28 protein-coding genes and 1 pseudogene are annotated in these 25,960 nt (G+C 72.1%); 10 read left to right on the forward strand and 19 right to left on the reverse strand.

The genetic code is table 11. The features are described from left to right. Positions 1 to 74: 74 nt before the first annotated feature. Positions 75 to 974: a LysR family transcriptional regulator gene (locus ACWD35_RS36365; protein ID WP_451355636.1), complete on the reverse strand. Its 900-nt coding sequence runs from the start codon at positions 972 to 974 to the stop codon at positions 75 to 77. A gap of 80 nt (positions 975 to 1,054) precedes the next feature. Here ACWD35_RS36365 and ACWD35_RS36370 point away from each other — a divergent pair, with 80 nt between their 5' ends. The 3 genes from ACWD35_RS36370 to ACWD35_RS36380 all read left to right on the forward strand — a co-directional run bounded on the left by ACWD35_RS36370 (position 1,055) and on the right by ACWD35_RS36380 (position 3,366). Next, the gene (locus tag ACWD35_RS36370; protein ID WP_451355637.1) at positions 1,055 to 1,723 is read left to right on the forward strand and encodes an MOSC domain-containing protein; all 669 of its coding nucleotides are present in this window, start codon (positions 1,055 to 1,057) and stop codon (positions 1,721 to 1,723) included. A 76-nt stretch (positions 1,724 to 1,799) separates the two neighbouring features. Next, complete coding sequence (locus ACWD35_RS36375; protein ID WP_451355638.1) at positions 1,800 to 2,573, forward strand: SDR family NAD(P)-dependent oxidoreductase; 774 nt, start codon at positions 1,800 to 1,802, stop codon at positions 2,571 to 2,573. Between the two features lie 85 nt (positions 2,574 to 2,658). Next, positions 2,659 to 3,366 carry an ester cyclase gene (locus ACWD35_RS36380; RefSeq protein WP_451355639.1) on the forward strand — a complete coding sequence of 236 codons (708 nt, stop codon included), beginning with the start codon at positions 2,659 to 2,661 and terminating at the stop codon, positions 3,364 to 3,366. Positions 3,367 to 3,432: 66 nt separating this feature from the next. Here ACWD35_RS36380 and groL read toward each other — a convergent pair whose 3' ends face one another. The 4 genes from groL to ACWD35_RS36400 form a co-directional block, all read right to left on the reverse strand. Then, positions 3,433 to 5,061 (reverse strand): chaperonin GroEL, encoded by a 1,629-nt coding sequence (gene groL / locus ACWD35_RS36385; protein ID WP_451355640.1) that lies wholly within the window; start codon positions 5,059 to 5,061, stop codon positions 3,433 to 3,435. 114 nt (positions 5,062 to 5,175) lie between these two features. Further along, the gene (gene groES / locus ACWD35_RS36390) at positions 5,176 to 5,484 is read right to left on the reverse strand and encodes a co-chaperone GroES (protein WP_055493212.1); all 309 of its coding nucleotides are present in this window, start codon (positions 5,482 to 5,484) and stop codon (positions 5,176 to 5,178) included. Positions 5,485 to 5,702: 218 nt separating this feature from the next. Then, positions 5,703 to 6,527, reverse strand: coding sequence for a polysaccharide deacetylase family protein (locus ACWD35_RS36395; RefSeq protein ID WP_451355641.1), 825 nt, complete (start codon positions 6,525 to 6,527; stop codon positions 5,703 to 5,705). Beyond that, on the reverse strand, positions 6,524 to 7,459 hold the full coding sequence (locus ACWD35_RS36400; RefSeq protein WP_451355642.1) for a polysaccharide deacetylase family protein: 936 nt from the start codon (positions 7,457 to 7,459) through the stop codon (positions 6,524 to 6,526). The genes ACWD35_RS36395 and ACWD35_RS36400 overlap by 4 nt, the downstream gene beginning before the upstream one ends. 90 nt (positions 7,460 to 7,549) lie before the next feature. On the opposite strand from ACWD35_RS36400, the gene ACWD35_RS36405 reads away from it, so the two are divergent. Continuing rightward, complete coding sequence (locus tag ACWD35_RS36405) at positions 7,550 to 8,713, forward strand: class I SAM-dependent methyltransferase (protein WP_451355643.1); 1,164 nt, start codon at positions 7,550 to 7,552, stop codon at positions 8,711 to 8,713. Between the two features lie 10 nt (positions 8,714 to 8,723). Here ACWD35_RS36405 and ACWD35_RS36410 read toward each other — a convergent pair whose 3' ends face one another. The 3 genes from ACWD35_RS36410 to ACWD35_RS36420 form a co-directional block, all read right to left on the reverse strand. Further along, the gene (locus ACWD35_RS36410; RefSeq protein WP_451355644.1) at positions 8,724 to 10,034 is read right to left on the reverse strand and encodes an RNA polymerase sigma factor; all 1,311 of its coding nucleotides are present in this window, start codon (positions 10,032 to 10,034) and stop codon (positions 8,724 to 8,726) included. A 46-nt stretch (positions 10,035 to 10,080) separates the two neighbouring features. After that, positions 10,081 to 10,437: a YciI family protein gene (locus ACWD35_RS36415; RefSeq protein ID WP_451355645.1), complete on the reverse strand. Its 357-nt coding sequence runs from the start codon at positions 10,435 to 10,437 to the stop codon at positions 10,081 to 10,083. A 164-nt stretch (positions 10,438 to 10,601) separates the two neighbouring features. Continuing rightward, positions 10,602 to 11,645: an LCP family protein gene (locus tag ACWD35_RS36420; RefSeq protein WP_451355675.1), complete on the reverse strand. Its 1,044-nt coding sequence runs from the start codon at positions 11,643 to 11,645 to the stop codon at positions 10,602 to 10,604. A 289-nt stretch (positions 11,646 to 11,934) separates the two neighbouring features. On the opposite strand from ACWD35_RS36420, the gene ACWD35_RS36425 reads away from it, so the two are divergent. Next, positions 11,935 to 12,813: a COG4705 family protein gene (locus ACWD35_RS36425; RefSeq protein WP_451355646.1), complete on the forward strand. Its 879-nt coding sequence runs from the start codon at positions 11,935 to 11,937 to the stop codon at positions 12,811 to 12,813. A 187-nt stretch (positions 12,814 to 13,000) separates the two neighbouring features. Here ACWD35_RS36425 and ACWD35_RS36430 read toward each other — a convergent pair whose 3' ends face one another. The 4 genes from ACWD35_RS36430 to tsaB are packed head-to-tail and all read right to left on the reverse strand — an operon-like array spanning position 13,001 to position 15,504. After that, complete coding sequence (locus ACWD35_RS36430) at positions 13,001 to 13,258, reverse strand: hypothetical protein (RefSeq protein WP_451355647.1); 258 nt, start codon at positions 13,256 to 13,258, stop codon at positions 13,001 to 13,003. Beyond that, positions 13,255 to 14,349: a tRNA (adenosine(37)-N6)-threonylcarbamoyltransferase complex transferase subunit TsaD gene (gene tsaD / locus ACWD35_RS36435; protein ID WP_451355648.1), complete on the reverse strand. Its 1,095-nt coding sequence runs from the start codon at positions 14,347 to 14,349 to the stop codon at positions 13,255 to 13,257. Before tsaD ends, ACWD35_RS36430 begins: the two co-directional genes overlap by 4 nt. After that, entirely contained in the window at positions 14,342 to 14,851 is a 510-nt protein-coding gene (gene rimI / locus ACWD35_RS36440) for a ribosomal protein S18-alanine N-acetyltransferase (RefSeq protein WP_451355649.1), read from the reverse strand. The genes tsaD and rimI overlap by 8 nt, the downstream gene beginning before the upstream one ends. Next, positions 14,848 to 15,504: a tRNA (adenosine(37)-N6)-threonylcarbamoyltransferase complex dimerization subunit type 1 TsaB gene (tsaB, locus tag ACWD35_RS36445; RefSeq protein WP_451355650.1), complete on the reverse strand. Its 657-nt coding sequence runs from the start codon at positions 15,502 to 15,504 to the stop codon at positions 14,848 to 14,850. Before tsaB ends, rimI begins: the two co-directional genes overlap by 4 nt. Before the next feature lie 122 nt (positions 15,505 to 15,626). Between tsaB and ACWD35_RS36450 the strand changes: the two genes are divergently transcribed. After that, the gene (locus ACWD35_RS36450) at positions 15,627 to 16,187 is read left to right on the forward strand and encodes a hypothetical protein (RefSeq protein ID WP_451355651.1); all 561 of its coding nucleotides are present in this window, start codon (positions 15,627 to 15,629) and stop codon (positions 16,185 to 16,187) included. On the opposite strand, the gene ACWD35_RS36455 is transcribed toward ACWD35_RS36450, so the two are convergent. From ACWD35_RS36455 to ACWD35_RS36475, 5 genes are all read right to left on the reverse strand, one after another. Next, a complete protein-coding gene (locus ACWD35_RS36455; protein ID WP_451355652.1) occupies positions 16,184 to 16,354 on the reverse strand; it encodes a hypothetical protein in 171 nt (56 codons plus the stop codon). The two genes, ACWD35_RS36450 and ACWD35_RS36455, sit on opposite strands and share 4 nt — an antisense overlap. A 127-nt stretch (positions 16,355 to 16,481) precedes the next feature. Next, positions 16,482 to 17,003, reverse strand: coding sequence for a tRNA (adenosine(37)-N6)-threonylcarbamoyltransferase complex ATPase subunit type 1 TsaE (gene tsaE, locus ACWD35_RS36460; protein ID WP_451355653.1), 522 nt, complete (start codon positions 17,001 to 17,003; stop codon positions 16,482 to 16,484). Continuing rightward, positions 16,960 to 18,228 (reverse strand): alpha/beta fold hydrolase, encoded by a 1,269-nt coding sequence (locus tag ACWD35_RS36465; protein WP_451355654.1) that lies wholly within the window; start codon positions 18,226 to 18,228, stop codon positions 16,960 to 16,962. The genes tsaE and ACWD35_RS36465 overlap by 44 nt, the downstream gene beginning before the upstream one ends. A 143-nt stretch (positions 18,229 to 18,371) precedes the next feature. Then, positions 18,372 to 19,541 (reverse strand): alanine racemase, encoded by a 1,170-nt coding sequence (alr, locus tag ACWD35_RS36470; protein WP_451355655.1) that lies wholly within the window; start codon positions 19,539 to 19,541, stop codon positions 18,372 to 18,374. A gap of 236 nt (positions 19,542 to 19,777) precedes the next feature. Then, positions 19,778 to 20,668, reverse strand: a complete 891-nt coding sequence (locus ACWD35_RS36475; RefSeq protein WP_451355656.1) for a L,D-transpeptidase — start codon at positions 20,666 to 20,668, stop codon at positions 19,778 to 19,780. A gap of 170 nt (positions 20,669 to 20,838) precedes the next feature. Between ACWD35_RS36475 and ACWD35_RS36480 the strand changes: the two genes are divergently transcribed. The 3 genes and pseudogenes from ACWD35_RS36480 (at position 20,839) to ACWD35_RS36490 (ending at position 23,564) form a co-directional block, all read left to right on the forward strand. Next, positions 20,839 to 21,570, forward strand: a complete 732-nt coding sequence (locus ACWD35_RS36480) for a CPBP family intramembrane glutamic endopeptidase (protein WP_451355657.1) — start codon at positions 20,839 to 20,841, stop codon at positions 21,568 to 21,570. Between the two features lie 127 nt (positions 21,571 to 21,697). Beyond that, positions 21,698 to 22,963, forward strand: coding sequence for a sensor domain-containing protein (locus tag ACWD35_RS36485; protein WP_451355658.1), 1,266 nt, complete (start codon positions 21,698 to 21,700; stop codon positions 22,961 to 22,963). Continuing rightward, a pseudogene (locus ACWD35_RS36490) lies at positions 22,915 to 23,564 on the forward strand (response regulator transcription factor). The gene ACWD35_RS36485 and the pseudogene ACWD35_RS36490 overlap by 49 nt, the downstream one beginning before the upstream one ends. Before the next feature lie 48 nt (positions 23,565 to 23,612). Here the strand turns inward: ACWD35_RS36490 and ACWD35_RS36495 are convergent. Both ACWD35_RS36495 and ACWD35_RS36500 read right to left on the reverse strand, forming a co-directional pair. Next, positions 23,613 to 25,046 carry an NAD(P)H-hydrate dehydratase gene (locus ACWD35_RS36495; protein WP_451355659.1) on the reverse strand — a complete coding sequence of 478 codons (1,434 nt, stop codon included), beginning with the start codon at positions 25,044 to 25,046 and terminating at the stop codon, positions 23,613 to 23,615. A 46-nt stretch (positions 25,047 to 25,092) separates the two neighbouring features. Beyond that, positions 25,093 to 25,464, reverse strand: coding sequence for a holo-ACP synthase (locus tag ACWD35_RS36500; protein ID WP_451355660.1), 372 nt, complete (start codon positions 25,462 to 25,464; stop codon positions 25,093 to 25,095). A 280-nt stretch (positions 25,465 to 25,744) separates the two neighbouring features. Between ACWD35_RS36500 and ACWD35_RS36505 the strand changes: the two genes are divergently transcribed. Beyond that, positions 25,745 to 25,945: a hypothetical protein gene (locus tag ACWD35_RS36505; RefSeq protein ID WP_451355661.1), complete on the forward strand. Its 201-nt coding sequence runs from the start codon at positions 25,745 to 25,747 to the stop codon at positions 25,943 to 25,945. The last annotated feature ends 15 nt before the right edge of the window (positions 25,946 to 25,960 follow it).

Here is a 25,960-nt window from a genome sequence, read left to right on the forward strand (position 1 = left end):
AACCCACACCGGGCACGCGCGCCGCGTGCCCATGACCCTGTGCGGGCCCCTGCGCCGACCCCGCGAGGGGGCTCCTACACGTGCCCGGCCGCCCGGGCCAGCTGTTCCAGCGTCGCCGCCACGGCCGGCACCGGTGCCAGGTCGGGCAGGGTGAGGGCGACGATCTCCCGCCGTACCGCCGGTTCCAGCCGCACCGCCCGGACTCCCGTGGGTCGTACCGACTCCACCGCGAGCTGGGGCAGCACCGCGACCCCGAGACCCGCGCGGACCAGGCCGACCACCGCCGGATAGTCGTCCGTGGCGAAGTCGATGCGCGGGGTGAACCCGGCGCTCGCACACGCCTCCACCAGCTGGCCGCGGCAGCGCGGGCAGCCCGCGATCCAGGGCTCCTCGGCCAGTTCGCCTATGGCGACGGACTCCGCGTGCGCGAGCCGGTGCCGTTCGGGCACCAGGGCGACCAGACGGTCCGTCAGCAGGGGCCGTACGACGAGGTCGTCATAGTCCTCGACGAGCGCGGCACCCTCGTAGCGGAAGGCCAGCGCCACGTCGCAGTCGCCGCCGCGCAGCAGTTCGACGGACCTCGGGGGCTCGGCCTCCTCCAGCGAGACACGGGTACCGGGGTGGGCGGCGCGCAGGGCGGCCAGGGCGGTGGGGACCAGCGTGGAGCTGCCGCTCGGGAAGGAGACCAGCCGGACCCGGCCGGCCCTGAGGCCCGCGATCGCGGCGACCTCCTCCTCGGCGGCGGTGAGCCCGGCAAGGATGCCGGAGGCGTGCCGGACGAGGGCCTCGCCGGCCTGAGTGAGGCGCATCTCCCGGCCGCTGCGGACCAGCAGCGGGGTGCCGACCGAGGCCTCCAGGGCCTTCATCTGCTGGCTGACGGCGGGCTGGGTGCAGCCCAGTTCACGCCCCGCCGCCGAGAAGGAGCCGGTGGTGGCGACGGCGCGCAGGACGCGGAGATGACGGGCCTCGATCACCCTTGAATCATAAGGCAGCCTTGGATGCGACGCCCGATAATGCGCCGATGCTTTGAGGGGCGGTCCCGTACCGTGCGTACATGAAGCTTCTCTCTGTCAATCTCGGCCGTCCCCGTCCGGTGCCGTACACGGACCAGCCGGACGGCCTGACGGGCATCGACAAGCAGCCCGTCGACGGTCCGGTGCGGGTGGCGGCCCCCGGGCCCAAGGGTGTGGGGGCGAGCGGGGTCGCCGGGGACGCGGTGTGCGACCTGCGGCACCACGGCGGGGACGACCAGGCCGTGTACGCCTTCGCGCGCGAGGACCTCGACGACTGGAAGCGCGAGTTGGGCCGGTCGTTGGCCAACGGCTGCTTCGGCGAGAACCTCACGACGCAGGGACTCGACGTCTCCGGGGCACTGATCGGCGAGCGCTGGCGGATCGGTTCCGAGGTGATTCTGGAGGTGACCTCGGGGCGTGTGCCGTGCCGTACGTTCCAGGGCCACCTGGGCGAACAGGGCTGGGTGAAGAGGTTCACCCTGAAGGGCGCAACGGGTGCCTACCTGCGGGTGATCGAACCGGGCTCCATACAGGCGGGCGACCGGATCGAGATCGTGCACCGGCCGGACCACTCGGTGACGACGGCGATGGAGTTCCGCGCGGTCACCACCGAGCGCGAACTGCTGCCGCAGCTGCTCGTGGCGGGCGAGGCGCTGCACCCGGAGACGCTGGCCGCGGCCTGCAAGTACGTGGACAGGTACGGGGGCTGATCGGCCGTCAGTCCGGTCTTCGGGACGGGCCCGGCGGACAGCGGACTCTGTCGGTCCGGGTCACTACCCTTGGGCCATGACAACGGCTCTGATTACGGGATCGACCGCGGGGATCGGTGCCGCGTTCGCGCGGCGGCTGGCGGCTGACGGACATGACCTCGTCCTGGTGGCCCGGGACACCAAACGGCTGCGCGAGCAGGCGACCGAGCTGCACGACCGGCACGGCATCGAGGCGGAGGTGCTCACCGCCGACCTGTCCGAGGACAAGGGCATCGAGGCGGTGGCGGAGCGGGTCGGCGACCGCCGCAACCCGGTCGATCTGCTGATCAACAACGCCGGGTTCGGCAACAAGGGCCGCTATCTCGACGTGTCGATGGCGGACGAGCTGAAGATGCTCAAGGTGCACTGCGAGGCGGTGCTGAGGCTGACCTCGGCGGCGGCCGAGGCGATGCGCGAGCGCGGTCGCGGCGGAGTGGTGAACGTGGCCTCGGTGGCTGCCTTCGTGCCCCGGGGGACGTACGGCGCCTCCAAGGCGTGGGTCGTGCAGTTCACGCAGGGCGCGGCGAAGGACCTCGCCGGCACGGGGGTGCGGCTGATGGCGCTCTGCCCCGGTTTCGTGCGCACCGAGTTCCACCAGCGGGCCGGGATGGGCACGGACAACATCCCCGGCTGGATGTGGCTGGACGCGGACAACGTAGTCGCGGCGGCGCTGGCCGACCTCGCGCGCGGCAGGTCTCTGTCCATCCCGGACCCCCGCTACAAGGCGCTGATGGGCCTGGTGAAGGTGACCCCGAGGTCGCTCCTCGGCGGAATCTCGTCAAAGACGGGGCGCAAGTACGGGCCGCAGTAGCGGTCGGCGGGCGGGTGACGCCGCCGCTCCGGTGCGAAAATGGGCGTGACGGAACGGGGTCAGGGGGGCCGGGAGGCGGCGTCGAATGACCTTCGTACAGCTCATCGAGTGCAAGACCAGCCGGCTGGACGAGATGAACCGGCTCATGGACGACTGGGTCGCGCAGACCAAGGGGAAGCGCACGGCGACGCACGCGGTGGTCGGCAAGGACCGCTCGGACGCGTCGCACATCGTCGAAGTGGTGGAGTTCCCCTCGTACGAGGAGGCGATGCGGAACTCGAACCTCCCGGAGACCGACCGGATCTTCCGGGAACTGGTCGCGCTGTGCGACGAGATGCCGACGTTCACCGACCTGGACGTCGTACGCGACGAGCGGCTGGCCGAGGACACCGTGCGCAGGTTCTTCGACGCGGTCGCGGTCGCGGGCGAGCTGCCGCCGCTGAACGACCTGCTGGACGAGGACATCCACAGCCACGACCCGGTGAATCCGCAGGACACCATCGGGATGGACAACATCCGCATCGAGTACGAGATGTGGCGCCGCGCCTTCGACTTCACGTTCACGGTCGACGGCGTGCTCGCGCAGGGCGACCAGGCCTGCGCCCGGTGGACCTGGAACGCCACGCACAAGGGCGACTTCCTGGGGATCGCGCCCACCGGCAGGCAGGTCTCCATGACCGGGCTGACCCTGTTCCGGTTCGCGGAGAACGGCAAGATCGCCGAGACCTGGTGGCAGTACGACCAGCTGGGCCTGATGCAACAGCTGGGCGCGCTCGACGCGCTGGAGCAGTAGCGCAGTACAGGGCGAAGGCCCGGCCCCCTTCCGGGGTGCCGGGCCTTCGCTCAAGAGCGGCGTGGCTCAGTGGGCGTGGCCGTGGCCGTGGCCGTGGCCCGCCTCGGCCGGCTCCTCTTCCTTCTTCTCGACGACCAGGGTCTCGGTCGTGAGCAGCAGGGAGGCGATGGAGGCGGCGTTCTCCAGGGCGGAGCGGGTGACCTTCACCGGGTCGATGACGCCGGCCTTGACCAGGTCGCCGTACTCGCCGGTGGCGGCGTTGTAGCCGTTGCCCTTCTCCAGGTCCTTGACCTTGTGGACGATGACGTAGCCCTCGAGGCCCGCGTTCTCCGCGATCCAGCGCAGCGGCTCGACCACGGCGTTGCGGACCACGGCGACACCGGTGGCCTCGTCGCCGGACTTGTCGAGGTTGCCCTCCAGGACCTTGGAGGCGTGGACCAGAGCGGAGCCACCACCGGAGACGATGCCCTCCTCGACCGCGGCGCGGGTCGCGGAGATGGCGTCCTCCAGACGGTGCTTCTTCTCCTTCAGCTCCACCTCGGTGGCGGCGCCGACCTTGATCACGCACACGCCGCCGGCCAGCTTCGCGAGGCGCTCCTGGAGCTTCTCGCGGTCCCAGTCGGAGTCGGTGTTCTCGATCTCGGCCTTGATCTGCGCGACGCGGCCGTGCACGTCCTCGGACTTGCCGGCACCCTCGACGATCGTGGTGTCGTCCTTGGTGACGGTGATGCGGCGGGCGGAACCGAGCACGTCGACGCCGACCTGGTCGAGCTTGAGGCCGACCTCCTCGGAGATGACGGTGGCGCCGGTGAGGATCGCCATGTCCTGCAGCATCGCCTTGCGGCGGTCACCGAAGCCCGGGGCCTTGACGGCGACGGCGTTGAAGGTGCCGCGGATCTTGTTCACGACCAGGGTCGACAGGGCCTCGCCCTCGACGTCCTCGGCGATGATCAGCAGCGGCCGGGAGGAACCGGCCTGGATGACCTTCTCCAGCAGCGGCAGCAGGTCGGCGATCGAGCCGATCTTGCCCTGGTTGATGAGGATGAAGGGGTCCTCGAGGACGGCCTCCATGCGCTCCTGGTCCGTCACGAAGTACGGGGACAGGTAGCCCTTGTCGAAGGCCATGCCCTCGGTGAAGTCCAGCTCCAGACCGAAGGTGTTGGACTCCTCGACGGTGATGACACCGTCCTTGCCGACCTTGTCCATCGCCTCGGCGATCAGCTCGCCGACCTGCTGGTCCTGGGCGGACAGCGCGGCGACGGCGGCGATGTCGGACTTCTCCTCGATCGGGCGCGCGGTGGCCAGCAGGTCCTCGGAGATCGCGGCGACGGCCGCGTCGATGCCCTTCTTCAGGGCGGCCGGGGAGGCGCCGGCGGCGACGTTCTTCAGGCCCTCGCGGACGAGCGCCTGGGCGAGGACGGTGGCGGTGGTGGTGCCGTCACCCGCGATGTCGTTGGTCTTGGTCGCCACCTCCTTCACCAGCTGCGCGCCGAGGTTCTCGTACGGGTCCTCGATCTCCACCTCGCGGGCGATCGTGACACCGTCGTTGGTGATGGTGGGGGCACCGAACTTCTTGTCGATCACGACGTTGCGGCCCTTGGGGCCGATCGTCACCTTCACCGTGTCGGCAAGCTTGTTGACGCCGCGCTCAAGGGCGCGACGGGCGTCCTCGTCGAACTTCAGAATCTTCGCCATGACAGCGGAAGCCCTCTCGGAAATCTGTGGGTGAAAAAAGCTGCGCCCCGGGCGCCCGGCTACTTATCGGTCGCGGGGGCCAGGGGCGCAGCTCAAGGCAAGTGTTGCCGAGGTTTACTTCTCGATGATCGCGAGCACGTCGCGAGCCGAGAGGACGAGGTACTCCTCGCCGTTGTACTTCACCTCGGTGCCGCCGTACTTGCTGTACAGCACGATGTCGCCGGTCTTGACGTCGAGCGGAAGGCGCTCGCCGTTCTCGAAGCGGCCCGGGCCCACGGCCAGGACGACGCCCTCCTGGGGCTTCTCCTTCGCGGTGTCCGGAATGACCAGGCCAGAGGCCGTGGTCTGCTCGGCGTCCAGCGGCTGGACCACGATGCGGTCCTCGAGCGGCTTGATGGCAACCTTGGAGCTGGCGGTCGTCACGATCCGACCTCCCCCTTCGGAGATCTCACGGGGTTAACTGTCTGAGGTGGCGACCAGGTGGATCCGTCGTCGCGGGTGCCGGACCTGCCCGTCGCTTTGTTGGCACTCTCCAGGGGGGAGTGCCAGAGCCGAGACTATGACTGCGATTAGCACTCGGTCAAGCGGAGTGCCAATACGCACGGCGCGTCGGCCCCGTTCCCCCGGACCCCGCTGCCGATTTACAGGTAGTCCTCCAGGCGCCCCACCGTCAGCCCCCTCTCCTGCGCCCGCCTCAGCAAGCGGGTCGTTCGCTCGCGCAGGGCCCGCCCCCTCGTGCCGTCCGGGTTCAGGGCCACGATGTCGCCGGGGCGGAGGGTACGGGGGCCGTGGGCGAAGGTCAGGGTGTGGGCACCCATGGTGGCTCGCCAGAGGATGACCGCGGAGATGCCGCAGGACGCTGCCGCGCGCAGGGTGGTGGGGTCGTAGGTGCCGTAGGGCGGGCGCAGGAGGCGGGGGTGGAGGCCCAGGCCGGTGCGGAGTCTGTCCTGCTGGGCGCAGATCTCGGCGCGCTGGTCGGCGTAGGGCAGTCCGGGCAGGGCGCGGTGATCGTGGGTGTGGTTCTCGATGGCGGCGCCGGCCGAGCGCAGCCGGGCGGTGTGCGCGCGGACCGGGCCGGTCGCGGCGCCGGCCAGGAACATGCTGACGGGGAGCCGGAGTTCGCGGACCATGTCGGCGAAGCGGGGGTCCTTCTCGGCGCCGTCGTCGTAGGTGAGGAAGACGACCTTGTCGTGGGTGGGGACGCGGTCCAGCACCGGCGGGAGGGCGGACCCCGTCGCCCCGAGGTTGCCGCCGGACAGGCGTCTGGCGGGGTGCGCCGGGTGGGACAGGGGTGCTGCCAGGCCCCAGTGGCGGTAGGGCTGGTCGTCGGAGGCGTGCTGCCGTACCCGCTGGGCCGCCTTCTTGCCGAGGCGTTCGATGGGGTCGACGGACTGGGCGCAGCCGGTGAGGAGGAGGGCCGAGGCGAGGACGGCCGACAGGCCCCGCCGGTTTCCTCCGCGCCTCACAGGTAGTCCTCCAGGCGGGCCACGGCGTACCCCTCGGCGGTGACCTTGTTCAGGAAGCGGCGCATGTCGTCGACCATCGTGCCGTTCCAGTCGTCCCGGCCGCGGAAGTGGGTGAGCACGATGTCGCCGGGGTGCAGGCTGCGGTCCCACTCGCGGTACTCCCAGTGGTCCACGAAGACCTCTTCGTCCCAGATGGGCGCGTACTTGATCCCGCAGGCCTTGGCCGCGCGCAGCGTGTCGCCGTTGTAGTTGCCGTACGGCGGGCGGAAGACGGTGGGGGCCTTGCCGAACTGCCTCTTCATGACCGCCTGCATGCCGCAGATCTGGTCCTTCTGCTGCTCGTAGGACAGGCCGGGCAGGTAGGGGTGGGTCATGGTGTGGTTGTTCAGGGTGTGACCCTCGGACTGCATCCTGCGGAAGTAGCCGTAGTCGTCCTTGACCAGGTAGTTGCTGAGAAAGGCCGTATAAGGGATCTTCAGCTCGCTCATCATGCGCAGGAAGGCGGGGTCCTTCTCGGCGCCGTCGTCGATGGTGAGGAAGACGACCCTCTGCTTGGTGGGGATCGTCGTGAAGACCGGGGGAAGGTTCTCCTCCTCCTGGCCGGTGACCTCGAAGCCGGCGCGTGCGGTGATCCTCGGCTTCCTGGCGGGCGGAGCCGGCGGGGACAAGGGGGTGCGGGCCAGGCCCCAGTGCAGGGCGGCGGCGACCACCCGGGCGTGCTCGGCGGCGAGACGGTCGGCGTAGGAGTCCAGGGCGCGGGCGGGGCCGCCCTGGACGGGCTGCTGGCCCGGAGCCGGGTGGGCGACGGCGTCGGAGCTGGGGGCGGCGCAGCCGGAGACGACGGCGGCGGACGCCAGCGCCACGGTGCCGCAGCGGAGGATCAGTGCGCGCAAGGGCGACCGATTTTTATCGTTTTGTACGACTGCTCGCATGGTGCCGGATCCTCCCAGGCCCCGGCCCCGGATCCGGGCCGACACCGCCGCCGGAGGCGCACGGTCCACCGACTGGCCCACAATGACCCGGTGAACGACCTCGCTCTCCTCCTCACCCCCGAAGGCCGTGCCCTCCTCGACGAGGTGCGCGGCACCGATCCCGCGCAGGAGCTGGCCGTCGCCACCCGGCTGCGCCGCCAGCACCCCGCGGAGCTGGTGTCGGCGGCGCTCGGCCAGGCCCGGCTGCGGCAGCGGGCGGCGGCGAAGTTCGGGGCGGCGGACGCGGAGCGGATGTTCTTCACGCCGAACGGGGTCGAGCAGTCGACCCGGACGAGCGTGGCCACGTACCGGGCGAGGCGGATGAAGGAGCTGGGTATCGGCTCGGTCGCCGACCTCTGTTGCGGGATCGGCGGTGACGCCATCGCGCTGGCGCGGGCCGGGATCCGGGTGCTGGCCGTGGACCGGGATCCGCTGACGGCCGCCGTGGCGCGGGCGAACGCCGCGGAGCTGGGGCTCGCCGAGCTGATCGAGGTGCGGGAGGCGGACGTCACGGAGGTGGACACGGCCGGTTTTGACGCCGTGTTCGTGGATCCGGCGCGCAGGGGTGGCCGCGGGAGGATCTTCGACCCGGAGGCCTACTCGCCGCCGCTGTCCTGGGCGGTCGCAGCGGCCCTCCAGGCGCCCCGCGCCGCCCTGAAGATCGCCCCCGGCATCCCGCACGAGGCGATCCCCGCCGAGGCCGAGGCCGAGTGGATCTCCGACGGCGGCGATGTGAAGGAGGCCGTGCTGTGGTTCGGGACCGAGCCGGGCCTCATCCGCGCCACGCTGCTGCCCGGCCCGCGCACGCTGCCCGGCAAGGGACTGCCCGATCCCGGAGTGCGGCCGGTGGGCCGGTATCTGTACGAGCCGGACGGCGCCGTGATCCGGGCCCATCTGGTCGCGGAGGTGGCCGAGGAGGTCGGCGGCGGGCTCGTCGACGCGACGATCGCCTACGTCACGGCCGATGAGCTGCGGCCCACGCCGTACGCCACCGCCTACGAGATCACCGACCAACTCCCCTTCAACCTCAAGAAGCTGAAGGCGCTGCTGCGGGAGCGGGAGGTCGGCACGCTGACCGTGAAGAAGCGCGGGTCGGCGGTCGAGCCGGAGGAGCTGCGCCGGAAGGTCAAGCCGCAGGGGCCGAACGCGGCGACCGTGTTCCTCACCCGCGTGGCGGGGGCGCCGACCATGCTGATCGGCGCCCCCGCCTCCTGAGCCCATCCGCTCACTTGCCGCACTCCGCGGCCCTGCCCAGCAGCAGTTCCCGCTCCTTCTCGTTGCGGGCGAGCCCGGCCGCGCGGACGAACTCATCGCGGGCCTCGGCGGTGCGCCCGAGGCGGGCCAGCAGATCGCCGCGGACGCTGGGCAGCAAGTGGTAGCCGCGCAGGGCGGGTTCGCCGGCCAGGGCGTCCACCAGCCTCAGTCCCGCGGCCGGGCCCTCGGCCATCGACACGGCGACCGCGCGGTTCAGCTCGACCACCGGGGACGGCGACCGGGCCGCCAGCAGGCCGTACAGGGCGGCGATGGCCTGCCAGTCGGTGTCCGCGTAGGTGTGGGCGTGGGCGTGGCAGGCGGCGATGGCGGCCTGGAGGACGTAGGGACCGGGAGCGCCGGTGGCCGTGGCGTCGGCGCGGCCCAGGGCGCGGATGCCCCGGGCGATGAGCAGGCGGTTCCAGCGGCGCCGGTTCTGGTCCCTGAGCAGCACCGGATGGCCGTCGGGGCCGGTGCGGGCGGCGGCGCGGGAGGCCTGGAACTCCAGGAGCGAGGCCAGAGCGTGCACCTCGGGCTCCTTGGGCATCAGGGCGGCCAGCACGCGCGCCAGCCGCAGCGCGTCCTCGCACAGGCCGGGGCGGAGCCAGTCGTCGCCCGCGGTGGCCGCGTAACCCTCGTTGAAGATCAGGTAGATGACGTCCAGCACGGACCCGAGGCGGGCCTCGCGGTCGGGGCCGTACGGCACCTCGAAGGCGATGTTCTTCGTGGCCAGGGTGCGCTTGGCGCGGACGATGCGCTGGGCGATCGTCGGCTCCGGGACGAGGTAGGCGCGGGCGATCTCGGCCGTCGTCAGGCCGCCGAGCAGGCGCAGGGTGAGCGCGGTGCGGGCCTCGGCGGACAGCACCGGGTGGCAGGTGGTGAAGACCAGGCGGAGCAGGTCGTCGTCGATGTCGTCGGGGTCGGCGGGCTCCTCCGGCGGGGCCGTGGTCTCCAGGTCCCGGCCGATCTCGGCGAGCTTGCGGGCGTACGTCTCCTTGCGCCGGACCAGGTCGACGGCGCGGCGGCGGGCGGTGGCCGTGAGCCAGGCGCCCGGGTTGTCGGGCACACCGTCCCGGGGCCACTGCTCCAGGGCCGCGACCAGGGCGTCCTGGGCCAGTTCCTCGGCGATGCCGACGTCCCGGACGATCCGGGTGACCCCGGCGATCACCCGGGGCGACTCCAGGCGGAAGACGGTCTCGATCGCGTGCGCTGTCTCGGCCGCGTGCGCTGTCTCGCTCGTGTGCGGCGCCTCGGTCGGGCGCGCTGCGGTGGGCTGCGGTTCCACAGCCCACCATGCAACACCCCGAACGGCTACCGGGGCCAACGCGGGATCAGGCTTCGGCGATCTCCCGCACCTCGCACGAGACGTTCCAGTAGTCCTCGTGGACCTTCAGGAAGCGCTTGGTCCACTCCAGGGCCTCGGCCTTGTCCTTGCACTGCATGATCGCGTAGCCGCCGATGACCTCCTTGGACTCGGTGAACGGGCCGTCGGTGACGGAGATCTGCCCGCCCTGCCAGCGCACCGTGGTGCCCTGGGCGGAGGGGGTCAGCCCGGCGGTATCGAGCATGACGCCGGCCTTGGTGATCTCCTCGATCAGCTCGCCCATCCGCCGCATCAGCTCCTCGCTGGGGCCCTCGGCGGGGGCGGAGGACTCGTCGATGTGCACGATCGACATGTAGCGCGGCATGGTGACTCCTTCGGTCGCGGCGGCGGGGCCGTTCCCCGCCGCTCACCCATGCGTCGAACGGGAGACACCCGGATCGACACGGTCCCGGGAAATCTTCCAAGATTTTTTTCCGGCGGCCGGTCGGCCGGTCGGTCTGCCGGTCAGCCGGTCAGCCGGTCAGCCGGTCAGCCGCGCAGCGAGGCCCACAGGTCGTCCGCCGCGGGCTGCCGCGCCACCACGCGGTTGGGGTCGGAGGGCGCGGTCACGACCGGCATCATCGCCGTCGTCACCTCGTCGGCCGTCAGGTGCTTCAGGCTCTGGCCCAGCTTCGTCAGCTCGCCCAGGGAGTCCAGTCCGGTGTCGGTGGTGAGGCTCGCGGTGACCGCGTCGGCGACCCGGTACAACTTGGCGGGGTCGGTGAGCAGGTCGGTGGCCGCGATCTGCTCCAGCAGGGCCTTCACCAGCCTCTGCTGGAGTCCTATGCGGCCGAGGTCGCTGCCGTCGCCTATGCCGTGCCGGGTGCGGGCGAGGGCGAGGGCCTGGGTGCCGTCGAGGTGATGGGCCCCGGCCCGCAGGTGCAGATGGCTCTTGTCGTCGTCGATGTCCTGGGCGGTGGTGACGTCGACCCCGCCGAGCGCGTCCACCAGCCTCGCGAAGCCGGAGAAGTCGATCTCGATGTAGTGGTCCATGCGGATGCCGGTGACCGCCTCGGCGGTCTTCACCGCGCACACCGGACCGCCCACCTCATAAGCGCTGTTGAACATCGCCGAGTACGCCGGCGCCGTCGAGCCCCCGGAGGGCAGCGGGCAGGACGGGCGGGGGACGAGCGTGTCGCGCGGGATGCTGACGACGGTGGCCTTCCGGCGGCCCGCGTCGATGTGCACCACCATCGCCGTGTCGGAGCGGGCGCCGGAGCTGTCGCCGCCGCCGAGCGCCTTGTTGGCCTTGCCGCTGCGTGAGTCCGAGCCGAGGACCAGGATGTTCAGCGAGCCGGCCGGCAGCACGGCGGCGGGGGTGGCCGGGGCACCCGGCGACGGGGTGGCCGGCACCTTCGCGGGGCGGTCGTCGCCGAGCGCGCTGTCGATGTCGACGCTTCGGATGTTGTGGTTGAGATGCCAGTACGCCCAGCCCGCGGTGGCCACACCCAGCACCAGGGCACCGGCCAGGGCGAGACCGGCGGCCTTCAGCACTCTCGACCGCCGGCCCGCCCGCTGTCCCGCCTGTCCCAGCGCGCTGTACGCCCGCCCGCCCGCGTCGCCTTGCTCCTCGTGTCGCGTCACGGGCAGGAACGTAAGTCCGAATTATTAGGGGACTGTTAGTGCAGGCGGTGAGAGCCGGGTTTCTTGGGAAATTCTCATCCCGGTGGTGGGGGCCGGGCGGAGGCTGGTGTGCGAGGTGGTTATGGCACAGAGAAAACGCTTGCGCAAGACCCAGGACACGCGTGTTCAGGATGCGTTCAGGTTGCCGCTGAGAGGGTCAGTGTCGATTTTGTCCCACCCCCCGCCTGCAGGAGCAACCTTGACGACGACTCAGTCCGTGATGAAGAAGCTGCCCGAGGTCACCCTCGCGTTCTGGATCATGAAGATCGCGGCGACGACCCTGGGAGAGACGGCGGGCGACCTGTTCGCGCAGACGCTGAAGCTCGGCTACTTCCTCACCACCATCGCCCTGTTCCTGGTCTTCGTGGTCACGCTGGTGATCCAGCTGTGCTCGTCCCGGTACAACCCGTTCTTCTACTGGACGGTCATCCTGTCGACCAGCATGGCCGGCACCACGATGTCCGACTTCATGAACCGCGACGCCAGCGCCAAGTACCTCTCGAACGGCGCGACGAAGCTGGGCTGGGGCCCGCAGGGCCTCGGCCTCGGCTACCCGGAAGGCGCCGCGATCCTCATCTCGATCCTGCTGCTGATCTTCCTCGCCTGGAAGCTGAGCGGGATGACGTTCGAGATCACCGAGATCGTCACCTTCAAGGGCGAGGCCCTGTTCTGGGGCGCGATCCTGGTCTCCAACACCCTCGGCACCTCCATGGGCGACTTCCTGTCCGACAGCTCGGGCCTCGGCTACCTGGGCGGCGCGGCCCTGGTCACCGGCATCCTGCTCGTGCTGGTCGCGCTGATGAAGGTCCCGGCCGTGCCGAACGTGCTGCTGTTCTGGATCGCGTTCGTGCTGACCCGCCCGCTGGGCGCGACGGCCGGTGACTTCCTGACCAAGCCGACCGCCAAGGGCGGCCTGGACCTGGGTACGGCCGGTTCCTCGGCGGTGCTGCTCGCGGTGCTGTTCGGCCTGATGGCGTACGCGCAGGTGCAGGAGCGCCGGAAGGCGGCGGCGCCGGGCCTGGAGCACCAGGGCCCCGAGGCGGAGGCGGTCCAGCCGCAGGAGTCCGGGCGCCGGTAACGCGAAACCCCGCCCCGGGAAGTCCCGGGGCGGGGTTCGTCTGGAGCGCCGGGCAGGCCTTGCACCTGCATTTCCCCGCAGGAAGCGGGGCGTCTTTCCTTGGACCACCAACGCACTGCGTCCGTACCGGTGTTCCGGCCGTTCGCTGTGTGATGATCATAGCCCAGTCCGGCCGGACTCCTCAACCTCAGCCGTCGGCCACCGACTCGAACCGCCACCGGTGCACGGCCCGCGTCACCAACTCGGCGGCCGGCTCGGGCAGTTCGGGCAGCTCCGCGTCGTACGACGCGTCCCACCAGGTGATGACCAGCACCCGGTCCTGCGGCGCGCGGAAGGCCTCCCGCCGCAACGGCTCTTCCGTCAGGCGCTGTTCGCGTACCCAGGCGAGGAGTTCCGCTCCCCGCCCGTCGGCCGCCCGCGCCTCCCACATCAGGGCGACGGTCATGAGTAGAGGTTCTCCTTGCTGACCTCGTGCACATGATCGTGCGCCGGCACGTGCGGGTCGGTCACCGGCAGGGAGGAGTCGGCGGACAGGTCCCAGCTGGAGGCGGCCCGGTTCCGGGCGACCATCTCGGCGCCGAGCGCTGCCACCATGGCGCCGTTGTCCGTGCACAGCTTGGGGCGCGGCACGCGCAGCCGGATGCCGGCCGCCTCGCAGCGCTCCCGGGCGAGGGCGCGCAGGCGCGAGTTCGCGGCGACGCCGCCGCCGATCATCAGGTGATCGACGCCCTCGTCCTTGCAGGCGCGCACGGCCTTGCGGGTCAGCACGTCGACCACGGCCTCCTGGAAGGACGCGGACACGTCCCGCACCGGGACCTCCTCGCCCGCCGCCCGCTTGGCCTCGATCCAGCGGGCCACGGCCGTCTTCAGGCCGGAGAAGGAGAAGTCGTACGCCGGATCGCGCGGGCCGGTCAGGCCGCGCGGGAAGGCGATGGCCTCCGGGTTGCCCTCACGGGCGTACCGGTCGATGACCGGGCCGCCCGGGAAGCCCAGGTTCAGCACGCGGGCGATCTTGTCGAAGGCCTCGCCGGCCGCGTCGTCGATGGTCGAGCCCATCGGGCGCACGTCGGAGGTGATGTCCTCGGACAGCAGCAGCGAGGAGTGGCCGCCGGAGACCAGCAGGGCCATCGTCGGCTCGGGCAGCGGGCCGTGCTCCAGCTGGTCGACGCAGATGTGCGAGGCGAGGTGGTTGACGCCGTACAGGGGCTTGCCGAGCGCGTAGGCGTACGCCTTCGCCGCCGAGACGCCGACCAGCAGGGCACCCGCGAGACCGGGGCCGGCGGTGACCGCGATGCCGTCCAGGTCCTTCGCGGAGACGCCCGCCTCCTTCAGCGCGCGGTCGATGGTCGGGACCATCGCCTCCAGGTGCGCCCGGGACGCCACCTCTGGTACGACGCCGCCGAAGCGGGCGTGCTGGTCGACGCTGGAGGCGACGGCGTCCGCCAGCAGGGTGTTGCCGCGGACGATGCCGACGCCGGTCTCGTCGCAGGAGGTCTCGATGCCGAGTACCAGAGGCTCGTCGCGTGAGTCAGCCATTGCTCTCGGTTCCTTGTACGGAGGTCGAAGGGTCGGTCATGCGTCGCATCACCAGGGCGTCCACGTTGCCCGGCTGGTAGTAGCCGCGCCGGAACCCGATGGGCTCGAAGCCGAAGCGCTCGTACAGCTTCTGGGCGCGGACGTTGTCCACCCGGCATTCGAGCATCACCTCGACGCACTCGAACGCGGTCGCCGCCCGAAGCAGCTCGGTGAGCAGGCGCGCGCCGAGCCCGCTGCCCTGGAGGTTGCGGGCGACGGCGATCGTCTGGACGTCGCCCAGGTCGCCGGAGGCGGCGAGGCCGGCGTAGCCGACGACGCGGCCCTCGTCCTCGGCCACCAGGTAGCGCCGGGTCGCCTCGGGGCCCCGGGCATGGGCCAGCTCGGACCAGAACATGCCCCGGGACCAGGCGTCCTCGGGGAAGAGGTCCTTCTCCAGTTCCAGGACCGGGTCGATGTCCCACCAGCGCATCTCGCGCAGTCGCGGGGTTTCCGGCTGCGTCACTTCGGGGTGACCACCTTGTAGTTCTTGGGGACCTGGGCGTCCGGGCGGCGCAGGTACAGCGGGCGCGGCTCCGGCAGTTCCTCGCCCGCGGCCAGCTTCTCGGCGGCCAGCGAGGCGAGCGCCGCGGCGGACACGTGCTCGGGCTCGTGGACGCGCGGGAACGTGTCCGGGTAGAGCAGCGCGCCCGCGCCGACCGCGGGGAGCCCGGCGACGCGCTCGGCGATGTCCGCCGGGCGGTCGACGGCCGGGCCGGTCAGCCGGGTGCGCGAGTCGGCGTACGTCGCCCAGTAGACCTCCTTGCGCCGGGCGTCGGTCGCCACGACGAAGGGGCCCTTCTCGATGTCGGCGGCGTAGGCGAGACCGTCCAGCGTGCAGACGCCGTGGACGGGGACGCCGAGCGCGAGGCCGAAGGTGTCGGCCGTCATCAGGCCGACGCGCAGGCCGGTGTAGGGGCCGGGCCCGATGCCGACGACGATGCCGGTGACGGCGTCCAGCTTGAGCCCGGCCTCGGCGAGGATGCGGTCGACGGCCGGCAGCAGCAGCTCTCCGTGCCGGCGCGCGTCCACCTGGCTCGACGAGGCGATGACGTCCGTGCCGTCGTGCAGCGCGACGGTGACGGCGGGTGTGGCGGTATCCAGAGCGAGCAAGAGCACGCGAACAGCCTACGGCGCCCGCGCCCACCGCATGGCCGTCCGGGGCAGACGATGACTCACTGCTACGGTCTGTGCGAAGTACGACATATCGCATGAGGTACATGAGGCAGGGGTGAACGCACGTGGCAGGGACCAGCTCGGGGATCGTGGCCGGCCTGACCGCGGCGGCCGTCGCAGCCGTCGGCTTCCTGGCCTACCAGGCGCAAGCGACCGTGCCGGCGAACCTGAGCAGCGGGCCCACGGCGGGCGCGTCCCCCTCGCCGGCGGTCTCCAAGGCGCCCCGCGACGGCCGGAACCCGACCGCTCTGCCGAGCGATTCCGGAACGGGTGAGCGGGTCGTGTACTCGGTGGACGACGACCGGGTCTGGCTCGTCGGCGAGAAGAACGACCTCCAGCGCACGTTCCGGGTGAAGCCCGGCAGCGTCGACCCGGTCCCCGGCGTCTACGGGGTCACCTCCCGCTCGAACGCGGTCACCGGGACCGACGGCATCCCCATCGAGCACGTGGTGCGCTTCACCAGCGTGGACGGCGTGGTGATCGGCTTCAGCGCGGCCATGAGCGAGGACTCCGGGCTGGTGCCGGACACGAGTGTGAAGACGGGCGGCATCCGGGAGAACCGGGCCGACGGGGACGCGATGTGGAAGTTCGCGACGATCGGCGTCCGGGTGGTCGTGATCCGTTAGGCGGCTGCGCGGTTCCCCCGGACCGGCTTCCGGGGCGTCTCCGGATCGGGCTCGCGCGGGGGTCTGGACACCGCGTCCGCTGCCGCGCACGACGCGAGCAGGTCGCGCATGGACACCCCGGTGAGCACGGGCGGCCGGACCTGAGCCGTGGGTCGAGGAGCGGTCATGGACGCCTCCTGAGGTGGGGGCGGTCGCAGTTAGGCACGCCTAACCACGGGCTGGGTTCCATGTGACCACGCCCGGGAGGCACCGCGCAATATCTTGCCGACGGCTTGTCGGAAAGCCCCTCGGGCTTCAGGCGTCCAGCGTCTCCAGGCCGGCCTCGGCCCAGCGCTCGCCCAGCCCGGTCAGCGTGACGTGCCGTACTTCGTCAACGGTGTCGCCGACGGCGCGGTGGATGACGACCTGGAGGCGGTCCTCGGTCAGCTCCTCGACCTTGCCCTCGCCCCACTCCACGACGATCACCGATTCGGGCAGCGAGACGTCGAGGTCCAGGTCCTCCATCTCGTCCAGGCCGCCGCCGAGCCGGTAGGCGTCCACGTGGACGAGCGGCGGGCCGTCGCCGAGGGAGGGGTGCACACGGGCGATCACGAAGGTCGGCGAGGTGACCGCACCGCGCACCCCGAGACCCTCGCCGAGCCCGCGGGTCAGCGTCGTCTTGCCCGCGCCGAGTTCCCCGCTGAGCATCACCAGGTCGCCCGCGCGCAGCAGCTTGGCCAGGCTGCGGCCCAGCTCCCGCATCTGCTCGGGCGAGGTGATCGTCAGCAGGGTGTCAGCGGGGCGGTGCGGGGCTGCTGGTGCTGCCGGATGTTCCATAGCCAATAACGGTAGCTCCTGCGGGCACGGCACCCGCGCGGGTGAGCAGATCGGCGAGGCGGTCGGTGACCACTTCCGGGTGCTCCAGCATCACCAGGTGTCCGGCGTCCGGCACGAGCACGAGTTCGGCGTCCGGCAGCAGGTCGGCGATGGCCTCGCTGTGCTCGCTGGGCGTGACCAGGTCCCGCACCCCGGCGAGGACGAGCACCGGGACGTCCCTGAAGCAGGCGAGGGCCTCGGCCTTGTCGTGCTCGGTGAAGGCCGGGTAGAACTCGGCGACCACGTCGATCGGCGTGGCCTCGATCATCCGTTCCGCGAACCGCGCGACCGCGGGGTCGACGTCCCGGCCCGCGAACGAGTACCGCTTGATGATCCCGGCGAACAGATCGGCGGTGGCCCGGCGCCCCTTCTCCACCAGCTCCGCCTGCTGCCCGAGCGCCTTCAGCACTCCCGGCAGGATCCGGCGCACCGCGTTGACGCCGGCCACGGGCAGCCCGAAGTCGACCTCGGCGAGCCGCCCGGAGGAGGTACCGACGAAGGCGGTGGCCACGACCCGGTCCCGGATCAGCTCGGGGAACTGGGCGGCGAGCGCCATCATGGTCATCCCGCCCATGGAGTGCCCGACGAGCACGATCGGCCCGTCCGGCACGGCCGCGTCGAGGACGGCCTTCAGGTCGCGGCCGAGCTGGTCGATGGTGAGGGGCACGCCGTCCTGGCTCTGGGCCACGCCACGCCCGGAGCGGCCGTGGCTGCGCTGGTCCCAGTGCACGGCGCGGACGACCCCGCGCAGCGCCGCGCGCTGGAAGTGCCAGGAGTCCTGGTTGAGGCAGTAGCCGTGGCAGAAGACGACGGTGACCGGGGCGGGCGCCTTGCGCCCGAAGAGCCGGCGGCGGCGCGGCGAGACGTTCGGGCCGGGCGGGTCGGGTTCGACGTCGTCGACCTCGTAGTACAGCTCGGTGCCGTCGTCGGCGGACGCCTTGCCCGGGGTGCCGCGCAGGGTGCCGTACGGCCCCGCGGAGTCCAGCGCCAGCCGGGCCTTGCGGCGCATGCCGCGCCCGACCGTCATCCGCTCGATGGCGACACCGGCGGCGGCGCCCGCAGCGAGGACGCCTATCGCGGCACCGGCCACGCCGGTCGCCCTGCGCCAGCCCCCGGCCGCCTGGGCGGCGGAGGCGACGGCCGCCGAGGCGACGTCCGCCACCGCCTCCGTGCTGCTCTCGCTCACGTACCGCTCCTCTTCACCGTCACCGAAGTCACCGAATTCGCCGCACCGCAGTTCGCCGACCGGCCGAAGCACCGCACGACTGAACCAGGTGCCGCCTGAGTCCGGCTCCAGAGCCGTCGTACCCGTACGGCTCGCGACCGGGCTTACCCGAGTTCTTCCCCGTTCACGTAGACGCGGGGAACGCGCGTTCCGATGCGCGTGACGATTTCGTAGGCGATCGTGCCGCAGGCCTGCGCCCAGTCCTCGGCGGTGGGCTCGCCCTTGTCGCCGGGCCCGAACAGGATCACCTCGCTGCCCACCTCGGGCCGGTCGCCGCCCAGGTCCACCACGAACTGGTCCATCGCGACCCGCCCGGCGACGGTCCGCCACTTGCCGTCGACCAGCACCGGCCCGGTGCCGGAGGCGTGCCGGGGAATGCCGTCCGCGTAGCCGACGGGCACGAGGCCGAGGGTGGTCTCGCCGGGGGTGACGTAGTGGTGGCCGTAGCTGATGCCGTGCCCGCCCGGGACCTGCTTGACCAGGGCCAGCGAGGCTCTGAGCGTCATCACCGGGCGCAGTCCGAAGTCCGCCGGGGTGCCGAGCTCCGGGCTGGGCGAGATGCCGTACACGGCGATGCCGGTGCGGACGAGGTCGAAGCGGGCCCCGGGGAGGGTGAGCGTGGCCGGCGAGTTGGCGATGTGCCGCACCTCTGGCCGTACGCCCTGCCCCTCGGCGTAGGCCACCATCTCCCGGAAGCGGTCGAGCTGGGCGTCGATGGAGGGGTGCCCGGGTTCGTCGGCGCAGGCGAAGTGGGACCACAGCCCGGTGATCCGGACCAGCCCCTCGGCCTCGGCGCGCAGCGCCTCACGGACCAGCTCGGCCCAGTCCTCGCCGGGCTGGCAGCCGTTGCGCCCGAGCCCGGTGTCGGCCTTGAGCTGCACACGCGCGGGCCGGCCCGCCTGCCGGGCGGCCTCCATGACCTCCCGCAGCGCCCACATACCGCTGAGCGAGACGTCGATGTCCGCCTCGACGGCCTCCCGCCAGGGCCCGCCCGGCACCCACAGCCAGCACAGGACGCGCGTGTCCAGACCTGCCGCGCGCAGCGCGAGCGCCTCCTCGGGCGTGGCCGTGCCGAGCCAGGTCGCCCCCGCCTCCAGGGCCGCGCGGGCGCACGGCACCGCCCCGTGGCCGTACGCGTCGGACTTGACGACGGCCATCAGAGCGGCGCCCGGCGTACGGGCACGCAGGGCTCGCACATTGGCGCGCAGGGCGCCCAGATCGATCTCGGCGCGGGCGCGCAGGGTGGCGGTCGGCACAGTTGCAGTCTCACTCATCGCGCCCCCAGTCTCTCAGAGGGCCTCGCGGGCCCCAGGTGCGGTGTCCTAGGCCCTGTCGTCGAATTCCCGTCGTCCGCCCGAAGGGCGGGCCCCGCGGCGTTTGGCGCGTGCGATCGCAAGGCGCCGGAGCGTCCGCGTGGCGGAGTCACGTGGGCGCTTCGGCAACGCGGCGAGCGGGCGTGCCGGGCGTCGCGGGGCAGGCGGGAATTCGACGACAGGGCCTAGGCCCTGCCTCAGCTGCCCGGCCGCCGGCCCCACACGTAGACGTGGTCGCCCTTCTTCAGTACGTCCCACAGCTTGCGCGCGTCGGCGAGTTTCAGGTTGACGCAGCCCATGGAGCCGACGGTGGTGTAGATGCTGCCGTAGACGGCGTGGAAGGCCTGGCCGCCGTCGAAGAACTGGGCGTAGGGCATGGGCTGGTAGTACAGGGTCGACACGTGGTTCTTGTGCCGCCAGTAGACGGTGTGCCAGCCCTTGCGGGTGGCGTACCCCTTGCGTCCGCTGCGCATCGGCACCGGCCCGAACACCACCTTGGAGCCCTTCTGCACCCAGGTGAGCTGCCGGTCCAGATCGACGCAGGCCACCTTGTACGTGCGGACGGGGCACTTCTTGGCCGCGTTGGGGTTCTTCTTCGCCGAGATCAGCATCATCGTCGCCCAGGTGACCGGTCCGGAGAAGCCGATCGCGGGCTTGATCTTGTGCTTGAGCTGGAAGGCGCGGATGGCCTTGCAGTCCGCCGTGGACTGCTTCCCGTCCACCTTCAGCTTCAGCCAGCGCTCCACCTGCCGCTGGTAGGGCCCGGCCTGCTTGCTGCACGTCACCTTGGAGACGGCGTCGCCGATGGGCACGTACTCGATGAGGTCGTACGTCCCCGGGGCCGCAGCCTTGGGCTCGCGGGCGTTCTCCCGCTTGCTGGGCGTGTACATCCTCGGCGGCAGCGCCTGGTCGGGCCTGTCGATCTGCCAGGGCTGCGCGGGGCCGGGTGCGACGCCGGGCACCAGCTCGGGTTCGGTGCGGGGGGCCGGGGGTGCGGGGGAGGCTGCGGCGATGCCCGCCGTGGGGAGGGCGATGGCGGCGGCGAGCAGCGCTGCGGCGCCTCGGCGGGCGATTCGTCTGCTGATCATGTAATCAGCCAAACGCGCGGGCCCGCCGGATCCGGGATGCCGCGCGGCGGGGTCACCCGAGGGGTGGACCTGGGTACACCCCGGTTCGGCAGGCAGGTGCAGTCCGCTCGCGCTCCCGGCCCGGGATCGTCGAAGCCATGCGAAGAAGAAAGCAGAGCTTGAAAGCACCGGTGACGGTGTACTTGACGGTCGCCTTCCTGGCGGCCGGAGCGCTGGGGGCCGGGCAGCCGGCGACCCGGATCCCGACCGAGGTCGTCCAACTCACGCAGTTCGGCCCGGCGCTGGGGGTGGCCCTGGCAGCGCTGCTGTGGCCGTCGCGGACGCGCGAACTGCTGGGCGGGGTGGGCGGGCGCACCCCCTGGCCGCTGCTGGCCACCCCGTTCCTGATCACCGCGCTGTCGGCGCTGCCGTACGCCCTGCTCACCGGCGCGCCCCACGCCACCGACCCGCTCAGCCTGCACCACCCGTTCCTGCTCATCGTCGTGGCCCAGTTCATCGGCGCGTGCGGTGAGGAGATCGGCTGGCGGTGCTTCCTGCAGCCCCTGCTGCGCACCCGCTTCGGCCCGCTCGCCACGTCGGTGACGGTCGGAGCGGTGTGGGGCGTGTGGCACGTACAGGCACTGGCCCAGTCTCCCGCGTACGCGGCGGGCTTCCTGCTGGCGACGGTGACGATGTCGGTCGCCCTGGGCCTGGCCCTGGAGGAGACGGCGGGCCGTACCCGCCTGTTCCTGGCGGGCGGCTTCCACGCGCTGGTCAACCTCGGGATGCTGCTGTTCATGGACGAGGAGACGGGCCGGGCGCAGCCGATGGTGCTGTTCGGGCTGGCCTGCGCGGTGGCGGCGGTGCCGTGGGTGCGGGGGCGGCTCGGACGGAGGGTCAGGATCCCGGCGACTGCGGGGTGAACGTAAAGTCCGGGGCGGGGAGTTCAGGGCCTGGAGTTCAGGGCCTGGAGTTCGGGGTGGGGACGTGCGGGACGGGGGCGTGCGGGACGGGGGCGTGCGGGTGAGGGTGTTCGATCGCTTCTGGCTCTTGCAGCGAGACAAGTGGCTCGCGCTCGGCCGGTGTCAGCTGGTCGGGCTGGGCGCGTTCGCGGTGACCGCCGCCGCGCTCGCCGTGACCGGCGCCCTGCTCCTGCTCCCGGTCGGACTCGGCTTCGTCCTGCTGCCTCCGGCCGCCGCACTGCAACGGCGCGTCAGTGACTGGTACCGGACACGGACGGCCCACTGGACAGGCCACCCGCTCAGCCCGCCCGTCCCCCTCCCCCACGGCACCTCGGCGCCCCGCACCACCCTCGCCCTCCTCGGCGACAGGGGCTTCTGGTACGACCTGCGCTGGGCCTGGCTGGAGCCATGGACGGGCGCGCCGCTGACGGCCGTTCCGCTGGCTCTGGTGGAGTACGGCGTGAACGGCACGCTCGTCCAGCCGTTCCTCTGGCGGCTGTTGAACGACGGCAACTGGTACGCGTTCATACCGGTGACCTCGACGACCACGATGCTGGCCGCGCTGCTGCTGGGGCTGGGCTTCATCGCGGCGGGCCTGCGCCTGGCGGCCCCCGCACTGTCCCTGCACGCCCGCCTCACCCGGCGCCTGCTGTCCGTCGGCCGGGAGACCGAACTGACCCGGCGCGTGGCCCGCCTGACCGACACCCGGGCCGCCGCCCTGGACGTGCACGCGGCGGAACTGACGCGCATCGAACGGGACCTGCACGACGGCGCCCAGGCGCGTCTCGTCGCCCTGGGCCTCACGCTGGACGAGGCGACGCGGCTGCTGGACAGCGGTGACCAGGGGACGGCCCGCAGCCTGCTCCTCGACGTCCGCGCGGCCTCCGCAGGCGCCCTCCAGGACCTGCGCGACCTGGTCCACGGCATCCACCCGCCGGTCCTGGCGGACCGGGGCCTGGCCGACGCGATCCGCTCACTGGTCCTGGACAGCCACCTGGACACGGAGGTGACCGTGGACCTCCCCCCGGCCCGCCTCCCCGCCCCCGTCGAATCGGCGGCCTACTTCGCGGTGTCCGAACTCCTCGCCAACGCGGCCAAGCACGCGGAGGCGACGAGGGTGGACATCACCCTGGCGCACGACGGAACCCGTCTGCGCATCACCGTCACGGACGACGGCCGGGGCGGCGCGGACCCGTCGGGCGGGACCGGACTGCTGGGCCTGCGGCGCCGGTTGGATACGTTCGACGGCACACTCGCCCTGCACAGCCCGCCGGGCGGCCCGACCACCGCTGCCCTGGAGATCCCGTGCGCGTCCTCCTCGCCGAAGACCTCTTCCTCCTCCGCGACGGACTGACCCGCACCCTGCGCGAGCACGGCTGCGAGGTCGTGGCGTCGGTCGACAACGGCCCCGCGCTGGTACGGGCCCTCGCCGAGACCGCCCTCGACGTGGCGGTGATCGACATCCGCCTGCCGCCGACCCACACGGACGAGGGCCTCAAGGCAGCGCTGGAGGCCCGCCGGGCCCGCCCGGGGCTGCCGGTCCTGATCCTCTCCCAGTACGTCGACCAGCTCTACGCCCACGAACTCCTCGCCTCCGGAGAGGGCGCCGTCGGCTACCTCCTCAAGGACCGCGTCACCCACACCGCCCAGTTCCTCGACGCCCTGCGCACGGTCGCCGCCGGCGGCACGGTGATGGACCCCCAGGTCATCGCCAAGCTCCTGACCCGCAGCGGGAAACGGGGCCGCACCGACTCCCTCCCCCCCCCCCCCGCGAACACGACGTCCTCCGCCTCATGGCCGAGGGCCACTCCAACACGTCCATCGCCCAGACCCTGCACATCAGCGAGAGCGCGGTGGCAAAACACATCGCGTCGATCTTCGCCAAGCTGGAGATAGAACAGTCACCGGAGGCGAACAGACGGGTGCTGGCGGTGCTGGCGTACTTGAAGGGGTGACCCGCGCAGCTCCCTCACCCGCGCAGCTCCCTCACCCGCGCAGCTCCCTCACCCCCGCCGCACGTCCCGCCACGCCTCCGGCACCCGCGCCGCAACGTCATACGCCCCCACCGGCGCCCCCTCCGCCGCGAACCGCCCCGCCAGCCCATGCAGATACGCGGCCACGCTCCCCGCGTCCACAGCGGAAAGCCCCGCCGCCAGCAACGACCCCGCAAGCCCGGACAACACGTCCCCGCTCCCGGCCGTAGCCAGCCAGGACGTACCGGTCGCGTTCACCCGCACCGCCCCAGCCCCAGCCCCAGCCACCAAGGTCGTCGACCCCTTCAGCAGCACGGTCGCCCGATACACCGCCGCCAGCTCCCGCGCCGCCGCGAGCCGCGCCCCCTCGACCTCCTCGCGCCGCACCCCGAGCAGCGCGGCGGCCTCCCCCGCGTGCGGCGTCATCAGCGTCGGCGCCGTACGCCCGCGCACCGCGTCCCGCTCGGCCAGCCGCAGCCCGTCGGCGTCCAGCAGCACGGGCACGTCCATGCCCAGCACCTCGGCCACGGTCGCCGCGTCGTCCCCGGCCCCCGGCCCGACCACCCAGGCCTGCACCCGCCCGGCCTTTCCCGGCCCCCGATCGGACACGAGCGTCTCGGGAAACCGGGCGATGACGGCATCCGCGGCCGGCCCGACGTACCGTACGGCCCCCGCCCCGCCCCGCAGCGCCCCGGCCACGGCCAGCACGGCGGCCCCCGGATACCGCGCGGACCCGGCGGCGATCCCGACGACCCCCCGCCGGTACTTGTCGCTCTCGGCGGCGGGCTCGGGAAGCACCCGGGCCACGTCGGCGTGCTGCAGGGCCTCCAGCTCGGGCTCACCACCCGGTTCGAGCCCGATGTCGACCAGCCGCAAGGACCCGGCGTACTCGCGCGCGGGATCGATCAGCAGCCCGGGCTTGTACGCCCCGAAGGTGACGGTGAGATCGGCCCGGACGGCGGCCCCCCGCACCTCCCCGCTGTCCGCCTCGACCCCGCTGGGCAGATCGACGGCCACGACAGCGGCCCGGGACCGCTCGGCCACCCGCGCCAGCCGCTCGGCCTCGGGCCGCAGCCCGCCCTTGCCGCCGATCCCGACGATGCCGTCCACAACGAGATCGGCTCGCGTGATCCACTCTTCTTCGGCCCCGGGCGCGACGACCGAACCCCCCGCCCGCCGCAGCGCGGCGAGCCCCCCGGCATGGGCCCGTTCGGGCGAGAGCAGTACGGCCGCGACCCCCGCCCCGCGCCGGGCCAGCCGCGCACCGGCGTACAACGCGTCCCCGCCGTTGTCGCCGCTGCCCACCAGCAGCACCACCCGGCTGCCGTACACCCGTCCCAGCAACTCGGCGCAGGCAGCGGCCAAGCCGGCGGCGGCCCGCTGCATCAGCGCACCCTCCGGCAACCGCGCCATCAAGGCCCGCTCGGCCGCCCTTACCGTCTCCACGCTGTACGCAGTACGCATGGGACCGAGTCTGCCCCGGAACCACCGGCGGCCACACCCGGCTCGCTCAGCCCTCCGCGACGACCACCGCCGAGGCGACCCCCGCGTCATGACTGAGCGACACATGCCACGACCGCACCCCGAGTTCGGCCGCCCGCGCGGCCACACTCCCCTTCACCCGCAGCCTCGGCTGCCCGCTGTCCTCGACGTACACCTCGGCATCCGTCCAGTGCAGCCCCGGCGGCGCCCCGAGCGCCTTGGCGAGCGCCTCCTTGGCGGCGAACCGCACGGCCAGCGAGGCGATCCCGCGCCGCTCTCCACTGGGCAGCCACAACTCGCTCTCGACGAACAGCCGATCGGCCAACCCGGGCGTCCGCTCCAACGACGCCCGGAACCGATCGATCTCGGCGACATCGATCCCAACCCCGATGATGCTCATGCGCAGAACCCTACGAGGAGAGCGGGGCCGAAGACGTGAGGGCGGCTGCACGGTGACGGGTGGATTCGCTTTACCGTGACCGGATGTCCCGACTGCCCACCCGCCCCCACGAGGACGTCTACCTCACCTACGGCGCCCGCCTGCGCGACCTGGGGCACCCCCTCGCCTGGCTGCCGCTGAACGCCTTCGACTTCGACTTCGAGCACCGGATGCGCCGTACGGGCACGGTCGGCTTCCGCCCACCGCCGGCGGCACCCGCGCCGGCCGCACCGCACGCCGGGTGCCGGACGAGGCCCGCGCCGACGCGGCCACCACGGGTTTCGCCCACCTGGGCCAGTGCGAGGCGGCGTTCTGCTTGGAGTTCACCACCGCCGAGCTGCTCACCACGGCCCACACCACCGCGGACGACCTCGCCGCCGACCGTACCCCCGATATCCAAGTCCCCTCACGCCGCAGCCTCCTGCTAACCTGCGGAAATTGATCACACTACGCACAC

It is taken from the genome of Streptomyces sp. NPDC002671 (assembly GCF_053592475.1).

Coding starts and splice junctions, on each gene's coding strand:
- ACWD35_RS36375 (WP_451355638.1), top strand. CDS start 1,800: ATGACAACGGCTCTGATTACGGGATCGACCGCGGGGATCGGTGCCGCG.
- ACWD35_RS36400 (WP_451355642.1), bottom strand. CDS start 7,459: ATGCGAGCAGTCGTACAAAACGATAAAAATCGGTCGCCCTTGCGCGCA.
- ACWD35_RS36430 (WP_451355647.1), bottom strand. CDS start 13,258: ATGACCGTCGCCCTGATGTGGGAGGCGCGGGCGGCCGACGGGCGGGGA.
- ACWD35_RS36380 (WP_451355639.1), top strand. CDS start 2,659: ATGACCTTCGTACAGCTCATCGAGTGCAAGACCAGCCGGCTGGACGAG.
- ACWD35_RS36475 (WP_451355656.1), bottom strand. CDS start 20,668: ATGATCAGCAGACGAATCGCCCGCCGAGGCGCCGCAGCGCTGCTCGCC.
- tsaE (WP_451355653.1), bottom strand. CDS start 17,003: ATGGAACATCCGGCAGCACCAGCAGCCCCGCACCGCCCCGCTGACACC.
- tsaD (WP_451355648.1), bottom strand. CDS start 14,349: ATGGCTGACTCACGCGACGAGCCTCTGGTACTCGGCATCGAGACCTCC.
- ACWD35_RS36495 (WP_451355659.1), bottom strand. CDS start 25,046: ATGCGTACTGCGTACAGCGTGGAGACGGTAAGGGCGGCCGAGCGGGCC.
- groL (WP_451355640.1), bottom strand. CDS start 5,061: ATGGCGAAGATTCTGAAGTTCGACGAGGACGCCCGTCGCGCCCTTGAG.
- ACWD35_RS36500 (WP_451355660.1), bottom strand. CDS start 25,464: ATGAGCATCATCGGGGTTGGGATCGATGTCGCCGAGATCGATCGGTTC.
- ACWD35_RS36455 (WP_451355652.1), bottom strand. CDS start 16,354: ATGACCGCTCCTCGACCCACGGCTCAGGTCCGGCCGCCCGTGCTCACC.
- ACWD35_RS36415 (WP_451355645.1), bottom strand. CDS start 10,437: ATGCCGCGCTACATGTCGATCGTGCACATCGACGAGTCCTCCGCCCCC.
- alr (WP_451355655.1), bottom strand. CDS start 19,541: ATGAGTGAGACTGCAACTGTGCCGACCGCCACCCTGCGCGCCCGCGCC.
- ACWD35_RS36370 (WP_451355637.1), top strand. CDS start 1,055: ATGAAGCTTCTCTCTGTCAATCTCGGCCGTCCCCGTCCGGTGCCGTAC.